Annotated in this window: 11 protein-coding genes and 2 tRNA genes; 7 read left to right on the forward strand and 6 right to left on the reverse strand. The window is 34.0% G+C overall.

The genetic code is table 11. The features are described from left to right. Both K1I41_RS10120 and K1I41_RS10125 read left to right on the forward strand, forming a co-directional pair. Positions 1–2,034 (forward strand): M56 family metallopeptidase, encoded by a 2,034-nt coding sequence (locus tag K1I41_RS10120; protein WP_220640237.1) that lies wholly within the window; start codon positions 1–3, stop codon positions 2,032–2,034. A gap of 271 nt (positions 2,035–2,305) precedes the next feature. Further along, positions 2,306–2,379 (forward strand) — tRNA-Arg (locus tag K1I41_RS10125). A gap of 84 nt (positions 2,380–2,463) precedes the next feature. Here the strand turns inward: K1I41_RS10125 and K1I41_RS10130 are convergent. Then, positions 2,464–3,633 (reverse strand): BamA/TamA family outer membrane protein, encoded by a 1,170-nt coding sequence (locus K1I41_RS10130; RefSeq protein WP_220640238.1) that lies wholly within the window; start codon positions 3,631–3,633, stop codon positions 2,464–2,466. Between the two features lie 253 nt (positions 3,634–3,886). Between K1I41_RS10130 and K1I41_RS10135 the strand changes: the two genes are divergently transcribed. Further along, on the forward strand, positions 3,887–4,471 hold the full coding sequence (locus tag K1I41_RS10135; RefSeq protein WP_220640239.1) for a hypothetical protein: 585 nt from the start codon (positions 3,887–3,889) through the stop codon (positions 4,469–4,471). A gap of 60 nt (positions 4,472–4,531) precedes the next feature. On the opposite strand, the gene K1I41_RS10140 is transcribed toward K1I41_RS10135, so the two are convergent. The 3 genes from K1I41_RS10140 to K1I41_RS10150 all read right to left on the reverse strand — a co-directional run bounded on the left by K1I41_RS10140 (position 4,532) and on the right by K1I41_RS10150 (position 6,293). Further along, a tRNA-Val gene (locus tag K1I41_RS10140) sits at positions 4,532–4,606 on the reverse strand. An 86-nt stretch (positions 4,607–4,692) separates the two neighbouring features. Beyond that, the gene (locus tag K1I41_RS10145; RefSeq protein ID WP_220640240.1) at positions 4,693–5,076 is read right to left on the reverse strand and encodes a DUF4258 domain-containing protein; all 384 of its coding nucleotides are present in this window, start codon (positions 5,074–5,076) and stop codon (positions 4,693–4,695) included. Between the two features lie 50 nt (positions 5,077–5,126). Continuing rightward, a complete protein-coding gene (locus tag K1I41_RS10150) occupies positions 5,127–6,293 on the reverse strand; it encodes a proline dehydrogenase family protein (protein WP_220640241.1) in 1,167 nt (388 codons plus the stop codon). 90 nt (positions 6,294–6,383) lie between these two features. Between K1I41_RS10150 and aroB the strand changes: the two genes are divergently transcribed. From aroB to K1I41_RS10170, 4 genes are all read left to right on the forward strand, one after another. Next, entirely contained in the window at positions 6,384–7,451 is a 1,068-nt protein-coding gene (gene aroB / locus K1I41_RS10155; protein WP_220640242.1) for a 3-dehydroquinate synthase, read from the forward strand. 294 nt (positions 7,452–7,745) lie between these two features. After that, on the forward strand, positions 7,746–9,146 hold the full coding sequence (locus tag K1I41_RS10160) for a type III PLP-dependent enzyme domain-containing protein (protein WP_220640243.1): 1,401 nt from the start codon (positions 7,746–7,748) through the stop codon (positions 9,144–9,146). A gap of 23 nt (positions 9,147–9,169) precedes the next feature. Beyond that, complete coding sequence (locus tag K1I41_RS10165; RefSeq protein ID WP_220640244.1) at positions 9,170–10,141, forward strand: deoxyhypusine synthase family protein; 972 nt, start codon at positions 9,170–9,172, stop codon at positions 10,139–10,141. 7 nt (positions 10,142–10,148) lie between these two features. Further along, entirely contained in the window at positions 10,149–10,481 is a 333-nt protein-coding gene (locus K1I41_RS10170; RefSeq protein WP_220640245.1) for a hypothetical protein, read from the forward strand. Positions 10,482–10,529: 48 nt separating this feature from the next. Here the strand turns inward: K1I41_RS10170 and K1I41_RS10175 are convergent, their stop codons facing one another. Further along, positions 10,530–11,048, reverse strand: coding sequence for a DinB family protein (locus K1I41_RS10175; protein ID WP_220640246.1), 519 nt, complete (start codon positions 11,046–11,048; stop codon positions 10,530–10,532). 134 nt (positions 11,049–11,182) lie between these two features. Continuing rightward, the gene (locus K1I41_RS10180) at positions 11,183–11,662 is read right to left on the reverse strand and encodes an Lrp/AsnC family transcriptional regulator (RefSeq protein WP_220640247.1); all 480 of its coding nucleotides are present in this window, start codon (positions 11,660–11,662) and stop codon (positions 11,183–11,185) included. Between the last annotated feature and the right edge of the window lie 37 nt (positions 11,663–11,699).

The following is an 11,699-nucleotide window of genomic DNA, read 5'->3' on the forward strand; positions in this document are numbered from 1 at the left end:
ATGGAAAGTTTAATTATCTATCTAATTAAAGCATCGGGGTTACTTACTATATTTTATGTAGCTTATTATTTCCTACTCCGAAAAGAAACGTTCTTTACCGCTAATCGTAAGTTTTTATTAGCAGGATTAATTACATCGGCAATTTTTCCACTACTTGTATTTACACGTACTGTTTTAGTAGAAGTAACCGAACAAGTACCAATGCAGGAAATAAGTATTGAGCAACTAATGGCTATGCAGCAAGTACCTACTAATACAGCCGAAAGTATTAATTGGTACAGTATTATTGGCATTGTATACTGTATAGGTTTATTATTTTTTACCATTCGGTTTATTGCAGATATTAAAACGATAAAAAGTATACTCAAAGGAAAACAAGTGTTGTATAAAAACGGCTTTAAGTATATTGATTGTAGTACAATACAATCGCCATTCTCCTTCTTTAACTACATAGTATACAACTCTACGCTACTAACGCCACAAGAGTTACAAAACATCTTAAGCCACGAGCAGGTACACAGTGCACAAAAACACTCGTTGGACATGGTAATAAGTCAATTATTTTGTATTGTGTTTTGGTTTAACCCTTTTGTATGGGGTTACAAAAAAGCTATCTCTCAAAATCTTGAATTTATTGCTGATGCCGAAGCTACCAAACAAGTAGACGATATAAAAGCCTATCAAAAAACATTATTAAAAATAACAGTGCAACCAGAGTGTACTGCAATCATCAATCATTTTTATCAATCATTAATCAAAAAACGAATCGTTATGTTAAACAAACAAGAATCTAAAGTCAGAAACTCCTGGAAGTATGCAGTAGTGCTACCTATACTGGTTGCTTTTATGGTATTGTTTCAGCTAGAAATAAAAGCGCAAGTATCACCAACACCTATCTCAAAAACAATAGTTGAAAAGAAAGTTACCGAAGGTAAAAAAGTGAGTACCGCAGTTGTTGTTTCTAAAGACACTAAAGAAGAAGATTTTGAAGCCTTTAAATCGATTTTTAAAAAAAGTTATGATGCCAATGTTGCTTTTAAAAAAATTCAACGAAATAACAACGGAGAAATAACCTCAATTTACATTTCTGTAAAAGATAAGGATACTAAAAACTCCTACCCTGTTCGTGAAATATTCCCCAATAATGAGGGCAAGCCTATTCCATCTATTGCTATAGAAATATCTAATAGTGGTGAGGGAAGCAAAAATCAGGTGCGCTTTAGAGATGTTACACCCACTACAAAAGAAAGAAAGCATACTAAGGTATATAAATATACAAATGTTAACCAAGCACCACCACTTCCTCCAACAGTAAAGGGAAATTGGTCTGTTAACGGCGTTGATATTAATAGCAAGGATATGTTAATTGTTATAGATGGTGTAGAACAGAAAAAGGGAGAACCAATACAACTGCCTTTACATATCGAAATAAGCACAATGAATGTTCTTGATAAAAAAGCGGCTAAAAAGAAATACGGTAGAAAAGCCAGAAAAGGTGCTATAGAGATAACTACACAAAAAAAAGAATCTGAAACCATACGCGTAATTAATGGAAATGGTACTAGCGACATTTTAATTGAAGCTGACCATATTCATTTAAGAGATCTTGAAGGTGAGATTGCTCGTATAGAAACATTATCTGAACTAAATCTTGAAGGTATAGGAATTGATATTGACAATCACTTTGATAATATAAAGCTATTAGATAGTTTATCGGATTTCGGTATTGATAAGATAGAAATGGAAAAACTACAAGAGCAACTAAAAGATGCAAGAGAAGACTTTTTTGACAGTAACGAAAAACGAACTTTAATAATTAAGCAAGAGCAAAAACTTAAAGAAGCGCAGGAAGAAATGAAAGCGAGATCTAATAAAATGCGTATTAAAGTAGAAAAAGCAACTACAGAAAGGTTACGTGCCTTTGAGGAGCGAGAGAAAGCCTTAGTAGAGCGTCAGAAAGTTTTGGAAGAACGTGAAAGAGCCCTTGAAGAGCGTAAAAAAGCAATTGAAAAATCCAAACAAGAAAGGCAATAATAATACGGTGGGTTAGTTATCACGATACATAATAAACAGGTAGTTGTTTATTATGATAAAAGCGGCTTTAATAAGCCGCTTTTTTAAGTAGTATACATTCTAATTTTTTTGTTGTGAAAAGTATACTGATAATCAAACACATAAAAAATAGGATATGAAATTTTGCTTTATTTGACCTGTTTGGATTTGCAGATTAAAGATTATTGCATATATTTGCACCCGCAAACAAGTACAGCGAACGCCTTATAAATCGTGACTTTATTAGCAAAAAGGCCTCGTGGCGCAACTGAATAGCGCATCTGATTACGGCTCAGAAGGTTACAGGTTTGAATCCTGTCGAGGTCACAAAAAAAGCGAGTAGTTTAACTACTCGCTTTTTTTATTTTAAGCTATTGTTTTGTAAAGCCTACACTTTGTACCCATAAGCTATTAAAAAGCCTCTGCAATTCCTAAATAAATGTAATTAGACGATTGCCCAAAACCCCAATCAAGTCGTATATTTAGTTTTTCCAAACGATCTACCATAAACCGTAGTCCCGCTCCAAAATTATATCGTAAGTTCTTAAACTGAAAATCATCTACGCTATTATAAACATCGCCCGCTCCCACAAAAGCAACCGCTCCAAATCGCGATTCACCAAATCGTTTTCTATACTCTGCTTGTGCGGCAAGTAAATCTCTATCTACAAACCTACCTTCTCTATAGCCTCTTAATATCTGGTTACTACCAAACAATGCTAACTCGTTAAAGGGTACATCACCTCTGGAAAAATGCCCTAAAGTTTGAATGGCAAGTACGTCTTTACTATTAGGTATGGGACTAAAGTAATGCCTTAAGTCAAATTTTGTTAAGTTAAAGTTATGCGTACTCCCTATAGCTTCACCGTACTCTCCATGCGTAAACTCCAAATACCACCCTTTCTGGGCGTTTAAAACGTTATTTCGGCTATCATAAAGTGTAGCTGCTTCAATACCAATTGCTCTGGAGCCATCAAAACCATTTGGTTTGGTAATATTTAATAATCCGTCCTCCTCAATCCTAGTATTAAAAATTTGATTGTACCGAAACCCTGCTCCTATAAATAGATACCTAGTAAACAATTGTTTCAAAAATATAGGCTCTACTAGTACTTGATAATAATCATATTCTTCTTCGTCCTCTTTTTTTGAGTCTCTACCTATTCCATAATACAACCTCGGGTAATTCCGAAAAAGCAAGTTCCCCTCTATTACCCATTTTTCCTGATTAGTAAATATTTCAAAGCCCGAATAGAGTATAAATTGGTTATTTAAAGTGTATCGTAAACTTAAAGGCATGTTTGAAACTCGGGTTTCTGGTCCGCTACCTTTAAATTTAAATAAGTACTTAGCTCCAGTACCAAAGCCAAAATTTGTTTCGGGCGAATAACTTACCACTGGTGCTGCAATAAATTTAGCTAAATACAAAGTAGAATCTTTTTGTACCGCTTTTCTGTTAGGATAAAATGTAAAAAACTCTTTTACATCTTTAAAATCTTGTGCTTTTAATTGGTGCGAACAGATTACTGAAAGCAATAAAAATATAAATAACGATTGTTTTTTAAAAAAGTGTAAGAGCATACATTAATTTTTTGCCTAATACTAGAACTACATATTTTGTTAAGTAAATTAAAGATACTGTGTTTTACAGTTGGTATATGTTAAATTACACTTAATTCACTTTTAGTTATGAAGCAGCATCTCGTTATACAATAATAACTCTAAAACTATTGCCCTTAATTAAACACAAAAGTCAATATTCATTTACTGTTTTTTGGCATTATTGTTGGTAAAAAGTCAATTAATTATTTATCAATCTTACAACACATTAAATATGAAGAAAATTTTTACAATTGCAGCCATAATTACTGCATCAATCGCATTTGCGCAGGACGATACATCAACTACTAATTTTAAAGCGGGTAATGTACTATCTGCAAACTTAACGGCTTCCAGCCCTGGGCAAATAGGTCTTTCCTATGAGAGAGAAGGTAGTTCATTCTTTTTTAAATCACAGAAAAAAAAATCTACAGTATTAAATGTTTCATACGGAGCAATGAATTACGAGGTAAACAATTTTGATGTAGATGGTACTGGGTTTGTTATAGAATATGGTACCAGAAACTATTATGGAAAACAAGGTAAAGAATTTAAAGGTTTTTATACTGCCAATTACCTATCGTACGGTTCTATAGATTTTAATGAAACCATTTTGGGTACTGAATTTGATGGAACATATAGCTATTTTTCGTTTTTTAGCCCTGAAATAGGTTACAAGTTTAAATTTGGAAATTTTGTTGTTGACCCATTTATTGGTGCACAATGGAAAATAGAAATTGCAGGTAAGGGTGATATTGATAATAAAAATACTGACGAATGGGCGTTTAGAGGCGGTATTAAATTAGGATATAACTTTTAATTCGAAACATAGCATAAATAAAAAAAGCTTCAGTAAAAACTGAAGCTTTTTTGTTTTTTGTGGGCGATGAGGGATTCGAACCCCCGACCCTCTCGGTGTAAACGAGATGCTCTGAACCAACTGAGCTAATCGCCCTTATATGCTACGTTTAACAAGCTTAAAACTGTTTGTTATAGCGAGTGCAAATATACGTTTAACATTTGTATTTGCAAGCAATATCATTAATTATTTTCCAATTTTTTAATGTCTTTTAAAAGTACTTTATTGTCATAATTTACCATTTCTACCTCAATAAGCTCATCTTTAGTGCTTTTACCTTCTATTATATATGTAGTACCTCCTTTGTACTTTTCCTTACTGCGCGAAAAGTCAACATCGCCATCTTCGGTACAGGTTTTAACATCTTCCATAGTTACCCATTTGGCATCTAATTTTTGTTGTGCTGTAGGAGATATAACCATAGCTTTACTACGAATGTTTTTTAAAACGCGGCAATTGGGTAAGTAACAAAAATCTGCTTTTTTATTGTTTAAAAAGAACATTAAAAAGATGATACCAATTAATGCTCCAAACAAAAAATATGCTAAGCGATATTTAAACTTCATTTATACTGTGTTAGTTATTGCATACAACAATCTGCAGACTGTTACTCAAATTATATTTTTCTTCTCTTTCTTTCAGCACTTATTAAATTAAGCTCCCTGCTGGTTTGTCCCGCTACTGATGTATTTTCCTGTGCACGGCGTATTAAGTACGGCATAACATCTCTAACAGGACCAAACGGCAAGTATTTAGCTGCATTATAGCCATTTTCAGCAAGATTAAAGCTAATGTTGTCACTCATACCGTAAAGTTGTCCAAACCACATGCGCTGGTCTTCCTTACTAATATTTTTTTCTGCTGCAAGTTGCATTAATTTATACGAACTCTCCTCGTTGTGTGTTCCTGCAAAAATAGCCATTTGGTCAATATGCTCTGTCATATAAGCTATAGCAGCATCATAATTTTTATCGGTAGCTTCTTTAGAGATACATATTGGCGAAACATACCCCTTTTCATCAGCACGCTCATTCTCTTTTTCCATATAAGCACCACGTACTACCTTCATACCAATATAAAATCCTTCTTTCTTTGCTAGTTCGTGTACTTCCTTTAAATAATCCAACCTGTCCCAACGGTACATTTGTAATGTGTTAAATACAATTGCTTTTTCTTTATTGTATTTTCGCATTAGGTTGGTTACAATTTCATCGGCTGCATCCTGCATCCAACTTTCTTCGGCATCAATAAGTAAAGCTACATTATTATCGCGTGCAGCAGTACATACTTTCTCAAAACGCTCTAATACCCTACTCCACTCCTCATTTTCTTCCTTAGTAAGTGTTTTTCCTTCTCCTAGTTTTTCATAAAGCTTAAAACGTCCAAATCCCGTAGGTTTAAATACTGCAAAAGATATAGCTTCTTTCTCCTTAGCAAAAACAATGGTTTTGAGTATTTTTTTAAACGTTTTATCAAATTCTGCTTCTGCTTCTTTACCTTCAACAGAGTAATCAAGCACAGACGATACTTTTTTGGTATACATCTTATCAATAACAGGTATACAGTCATTTTCTGTAGTTCCGCCACAAAAATGGTCAAATACCGTGGCTCTAATAAGTCGCTCTATAGGCAGATGTGCTTTTAGCGCAAAATTGGTTAATGCTGTACCGATACGAACAAGCGATTGTGAAGCTATCATTTTAAAGAGTAAGTAAGCTCTTTTCAACTCAATATCGCTTTTAATAGCAAATGCTGTTTTGGTATTATCGAATATTTTATCCATTGCCATAAAAAATTTGTGCAAATATAAATACTGTTCAAGAATTAATAATATAAAATAGTTTATTTTGCTAAATATTTAAAACTATTGAAAATGGAGTGTATACAAGCATTAGGGTATACCGTATATTTTAATAACGATTGCTATGCATGGCTTTACGATAGCGTACAACCCAAAATGTACTCTAAAATCTTCGTAATAGTCGATTCTAACACTGGTACTTACTGTTTACCACTATTTTTACAACAGCTTGAAACAACTGTACCTATTGAAATTATTGAGCTTGAGCCGGGTGAAGAGAATAAAAATATAAGTACTTGTATACAAGTATGGGAAACACTTACGGAGCTTGAAGCTGACAGGAAAAGTTTAATTATAAATGTTGGTGGTGGCGTGGTTACCGATTTGGGTGGCTTTGTAGCATCAACATTTAAAAGAGGGATTGATTTTATAAACGTACCCACTTCGCTACTGGCAATGGTAGATGCCTCTGTAGGAGGTAAAACAGGGGTTGATTTAGGTACACTAAAAAATCAGATTGGGGTTATTAATAATCCTGTAAGTGTTTTAATAGATACCGCTTATTTATGCACGCTCCCTGCCAGAGAGGTTCGTGCTGGTTTTGCCGAAATGCTTAAACATGGTTTAATTTTAGATGCAGCATATTGGAATACTGTTGTAGCTATAACTAGCTTATTGAATGAGGATTTGGATAAAGCTATTAAACAATCAGTTACTATAAAAAACCAAATAGTAACCGAAGATCCTACTGAAAAAAATAGTAGAAAAAAACTAAATTACGGGCATACCCTAGGGCACGCTATAGAGTCGTATTTTTTAGAAAGCGATAAGCATGAAAAGTTATTGCATGGCGAAGCTATAGCTATTGGCATGATACTCGAAGCACACATATCTATGGCAAAAGAAATGCTTAATGAAGCAGAATATATTAGAATAAAAGAGGTTTTATTACGTATTTTTGAAAAAGTAACCTTTACTGATGTTGATATAACCGCAATAATTAAGATATTAGCACATGATAAGAAAAATGAATTTGGTGCTATTAAGTTTGTATTATTAAACGGTATTGGTAATGCGGCAATAAATCAATCAGTAGAAAATAAGTTGATTTATAATGCTTTTGAGGACTATAATGGCTAACAATTTTTTTTAAGAATTTTTTTTAAAATACGAACTATATTTTTTTACATTTGCGGCACAATGAAAAAAATAATTATTAGTTTTTTAACCTACTGTACTACCAGTAAATACAAGGCTTTAACCAATTGCAAACACCTTGTGTTATGGCTGTTTAGTACTATGGTTGTATTACAACTACTATACACTAGTAATCAGTATAAAAAACTACGACTTGTTGCAAATTTAAGGGTTTGAGGTAATGATTATATCACATAGAATGCTAATTTTATAATCTATCAAAAACACTTATACTAAATGAATACAAAATACTCTGACTTAATAAACCAGACTTACGATTTTCCTCAAGAAGAATTTACACTTGATAAAGATAACCTACAGTTTCATGATATTGATTTAATGGAACTTGTGGCAGAATATGGTACACCTTTAAAATTTACTTATTTACCCAAGATTTCTAGCAACATCCAAAGAGCCAAAGAATGGTTTAGGATAGCTATGAAAAAAAATGATTACAAAGGTAAGTATTACTACTGTTATTGCACAAAAAGCTCTCATTTTGAATACGTTATGAATGAGGCTTTTAAAAATGACATTCATATAGAAACTTCGGCAGCGTACGATATTAACATTGTAGAAAACCTACTCGAATCGGGAAAAATTAATAAAAAAACCTACGTTATTTGCAACGGTTTTAAGCGTGACCAATATGTAACCAATATTGCACGGCTAATTAATAACGGACACAAACGTACCATTCCTATTATTGATAATTATGAAGAGTTAGATTTACTGCAAGAAGAAATAAACGGTAAATTTAAAATTGGTATTCGTATTGCTGCCGAAGAGGAACCTAAATTTGAATTTTACACCTCGCGTTTGGGTATTGGCTACCGCAATATTGTACCTTTTTACAGAAAGCAAATACACGAAAATGATAATGTAGAGCTTAAAATGCTTCACTTTTTCATCAATACAGGTATTAGAGATACAGCTTACTACTGGAACGAGTTATTAAAATGTTTAAAAGTATATATAAGCCTTAAAAAAGAATGTCCTAGCCTAGATAGCCTTAACATTGGGGGTGGTTTCCCCATAAAAAACTCGTTGGCTTTTGAATACGATTACCAATATATGATTGACGAAATAATCAATCAGATAAAAATAGCTTGCGAAGAGGCAGATGTTGATGTACCGAATATATATACTGAGTTTGGCTCGTTTACCGTAGGCGAAAGTGGCGGAGCTGTTTATCAGGTATTATACCAAAAACAGCAAAACGACAGGGAAAAGTGGAATATGATTGATTCGTCTTTTATAACTACCCTACCCGATACTTGGGCAATTAACAAGCGTTTTATAATGTTGGCTATAAACCGATGGAATGATACATACGAACGTGTATTATTGGGTGGGCTTACCTGTGATAGTGATGATTATTATAACTCCGAGCAGAATATGAATGCTATATACCTGCCCACCTACAAAAAAGAAAAACCTTTGTACATAGGCTTTTTTAATACAGGTGCCTATCAGGAAACCATAGGCGGTTACGGTGGCTTGCACCATTGCCTTATTCCGCAACCCAAACATATACTCATTGGGCACGATGAAGAGGGTAATGTAGTAACATCAGTATTCTCGGAACAGCAAAGAGCAGAAGAAGTATTAACAATATTAGGATATAACAAAAAGTAGCCTAAAAGATAAACAATAACAACATGAGTAAAGGACCTATTAGTCAGTTTATAGAAAAACACTACCTGCACTTTAATGCGGCTGCATTGGTAGATGCTGCCAAAGGCTACGAAAAACAGCTTGAAAATGGTGCAAAAATGATGGTAACCCTTGCAGGTGCTATGAGTACTGCCGAGCTTGGAAAGAGTTTTGCCGAAATGATTCGTCAGGATAAAGTACAAATCATTTCGTGTACAGGGGCTAATCTTGAGGAAGATATTATGAACCTTGTAGCACACTCGCACTATGAGCGCGTGCCCAATTACAGGGATTTAACACCACAAGAAGAGTGGGATTTATTAGAAAGAGGCCTAAACCGTGTTACTGATACCTGTATACCAGAGCATGAGGCATTCCGTAGGCTACAAACCCACATTCATAAAATATGGAAAGATGCCGAAACAAATGGCGAACGTTACTTTCCGCATGAATTTATGTATAAAATGCTACTATCGGGCGTTTTGGAAGAGTATTACGAGATCGACTTAAAAGATAGTTGGATGTATGCTGCCGCAGAAAAAAACCTGCCTATAATTGTACCTGGGTGGGAAGATAGCACTATGGGTAACATATTTGCATCCTACGTAATTAAAGGTGAACTTAAAGCATCTACCATGAAATCGGGTATAGAGTATATGGCATTCCTTGCCGATTGGTATGCTAAGAACAGTAGTAATGGCGTTGGCTTTTTCCAGATAGGTGGCGGTATAGCAGGGGATTTCCCAATATGCGTAGTACCAATGTTATATCAGGATATGGAAATGACGGATATTCCTTTTTGGAGCTATTTCTGTCAAATATCCGACTCTACTACAAGTTACGGCTCATATTCAGGTGCTGTACCCAACGAGAAAATAACATGGGGAAAACTGGATATTAATACCCCTAAATTTATAATTGAATCGGATGCAACTATAGTTGCTCCACTAATATTTGCTTACCTTTTAGATTTATAACACTGCTATGAAAAGAGTTATTGTTGATTATGCCAAATTGACTAACGAAATTTTAAACTTATTAGTCGAAAAATTCCCCGACGGTTACGATGATTCTGATATCATCCGATTTAAAAATGCTAAAAATGAATCGATTGAAGCAGTAGAAGTCCGTACGGAAGATACCATGTACTTGGTAAAAGTAAGTACAAAACTTGCTGATAGAATTGAAAATTACGAGGAAGACGATGATGTAGAGGTTACACCTACAGACGATATTAGTGCCTTGAATGATTTAGAGATTGATAATGAAGAGGAAGACGAAGTAGATGATCATGATGAAGACAGCGAAGAAGAATAGTTTTTAACGAAATAGATAAAAAGCCTCCCAAATGGGAGGCTTTTTAATTTATAAATATAATTCTTTAAAAACTTTCATATGGTGTTTTTCGTGCCCTATAATTATAAACCCTAAAGCACGTGCGGATATTGTATGCCCCGAAGCTATTCCTTTAGTACTCAAAGCATCTTCAGTAAGCGATTTAAGCAATAGTAGTGTAGCATGGCGTAGTGCCGACATTTCGGTTAATAACGATTGTAATGTACGCTTATTCGCATCCACAGCATTAGCATAATCATCTTGATCATATCCTGGCAATTCAGTAGTTTCGCCACGCGAAACGCACAACGCCCGATAACTAAAAACCCTTTCGGCATCAATAAGGTGCTGTATAATGTCTTTTATAGTCCACTTACCTTCCGCATAGCGGTAATCATGCTTTCCCATAGGTATATCTTGCACAAACTTTATAAACTCGTGTACACTAACCTCTAAACCTTCAGTAAGCGTCCAAGTATCATCTACATACTGTAAATAAGTATCAAAATAAGGATTGTATTCACTTTTGTTTAATTGACTTACTTTCATAATCTTAAATAGAGGGCTATTCTTAGCTAATATTAATGCTCTCCTACAGAGAACGGATTTCTTTTTTGTTAAAACTAATAAAAAACCCCCATGTTATTTGCATGAGGGGGTAGTAAACTTTTATTTACAGTACACTATAAATCTTTAAATATAGTATGCATTAAGCGTTTTTTATCGTTAATGCTTTCCTCTAACGATATCATTGTTTCTGTTCTGTAAACACCATCAATATCATCTATCATAAAAATTACTTCTTTAGCATGTTTTGTATCTCTAGCACGTATTTTACAAAATACATTAAATTTGCCTGTAGTAACGTGAGCAACAGTAACAAATGGTATTTCGTTTATACGCTCTAATACAAATTTAGTTTGCGATGTATTATGAAGAAATACTCCTACGTAAGCTATGAAGGAGTATCCTAATTTTTCATAATCAAGGGTTAACGATGAACCTGTAATAATACCGGCATCTTCCATTTTTTTTACCCTTACGTGTACCGTTCCTGCTGATATTAATAACCTTTTGGCAATATCGGTAAACGGAACTCTAGTATTGTCAATCAGCATATCTAATATCTGATGATCAACTTCATCTAAACGGAATTTACTCATAAATGTGTTTTTTTATTTGTGTAATTATATTTAGTTT

This window comes from Flavobacterium litorale (genome assembly GCF_019613795.1).
In the GTDB taxonomy this organism is placed as follows: domain Bacteria; phylum Bacteroidota; class Bacteroidia; order Flavobacteriales; family Flavobacteriaceae; genus Flavobacterium; species Flavobacterium litorale.

Coding starts and splice junctions, on each gene's coding strand:
- K1I41_RS10120 (WP_220640237.1), top strand. CDS start 1: ATGGAAAGTTTAATTATCTATCTAATTAAAGCATCGGGGTTACTTACT.
- K1I41_RS10130 (WP_220640238.1), bottom strand. CDS start 3,633: ATGCTCTTACACTTTTTTAAAAAACAATCGTTATTTATATTTTTATTG.
- K1I41_RS10135 (WP_220640239.1), top strand. CDS start 3,887: ATGAAGAAAATTTTTACAATTGCAGCCATAATTACTGCATCAATCGCA.
- K1I41_RS10145 (WP_220640240.1), bottom strand. CDS start 5,076: ATGAAGTTTAAATATCGCTTAGCATATTTTTTGTTTGGAGCATTAATT.
- K1I41_RS10150 (WP_220640241.1), bottom strand. CDS start 6,293: ATGGATAAAATATTCGATAATACCAAAACAGCATTTGCTATTAAAAGC.
- aroB (WP_220640242.1), top strand. CDS start 6,384: ATGGAGTGTATACAAGCATTAGGGTATACCGTATATTTTAATAACGAT.
- K1I41_RS10160 (WP_220640243.1), top strand. CDS start 7,746: ATGAATACAAAATACTCTGACTTAATAAACCAGACTTACGATTTTCCT.
- K1I41_RS10165 (WP_220640244.1), top strand. CDS start 9,170: ATGAGTAAAGGACCTATTAGTCAGTTTATAGAAAAACACTACCTGCAC.
- K1I41_RS10170 (WP_220640245.1), top strand. CDS start 10,149: ATGAAAAGAGTTATTGTTGATTATGCCAAATTGACTAACGAAATTTTA.
- K1I41_RS10175 (WP_220640246.1), bottom strand. CDS start 11,048: ATGAAAGTAAGTCAATTAAACAAAAGTGAATACAATCCTTATTTTGAT.
- K1I41_RS10180 (WP_220640247.1), bottom strand. CDS start 11,662: ATGAGTAAATTCCGTTTAGATGAAGTTGATCATCAGATATTAGATATG.